This window comes from Vibrio sp. R-1 (genome assembly GCF_035615595.1).
GTDB lineage: Bacteria > Pseudomonadota > Gammaproteobacteria > Enterobacterales > Vibrionaceae > Vibrio > Vibrio cholerae.
This window is the reverse complement of record NZ_WPDC01000297.1, coordinates 1-523: the sequence shown is the minus strand read 5'-3', so window position 1 is coordinate 523 and position 523 is coordinate 1. Positions and strand designations below refer to the sequence as shown.

Sequence of the window (523 nt, the reverse complement as noted above, 5' to 3'; positions counted from 1 at the left end):
GCGTACTTTCATTACACCTTAGGGCTTCTAATATTCTTAACCCATCACTTTTTGTGCCACTATAACCACCAAAAAAACTTGGATATTTCATTGGTGCTAAAGTAAGAACTAATTGAAACACCGTGAAGTAAAAACCAAAGCTTGCTAAAAAAGTGAACCATTGACCCGCGTCAACCATTCTTAGCTCATTTAATAACATGGCTAAAAGTAATGTTACTAGTGGGCCACCAAGCAACGTGAACACCAAACCGACTCTCGACAGCCTTGAACTTATGCTACAAAAGCCATGAAAAGTAGAAAATGGCGCAATTCTGATAAACAAGCGGCTCACTTTTATTATCGGGATTAGGCTCGAGCCACCCAAATCAATGACAACTTTCTTTTTCATACACAACTGAGGTATCGCATGACCAAGCTCATGCATGAGCGTCAGTAACGGCATCAACACCAAAAATCCCAGTGCGTAGCCAAAAACAAGCTCCATTGTTTCCTTTCTCCATTAAGCCCTAACGCCCGCCTAAGG

General features: G+C 41.5%; 1 protein-coding gene. It reads right to left on the bottom strand.

The window, feature by feature from the left end; genetic code table 11:
• The coding region (locus tag GOU96_RS18210) for a hypothetical protein (RefSeq protein WP_267783263.1) at nt 1-484 on the bottom strand (484 nt) is incomplete at its 3' end.
• Between the last annotated feature and the right edge of the window lie 39 nt (nt 485-523).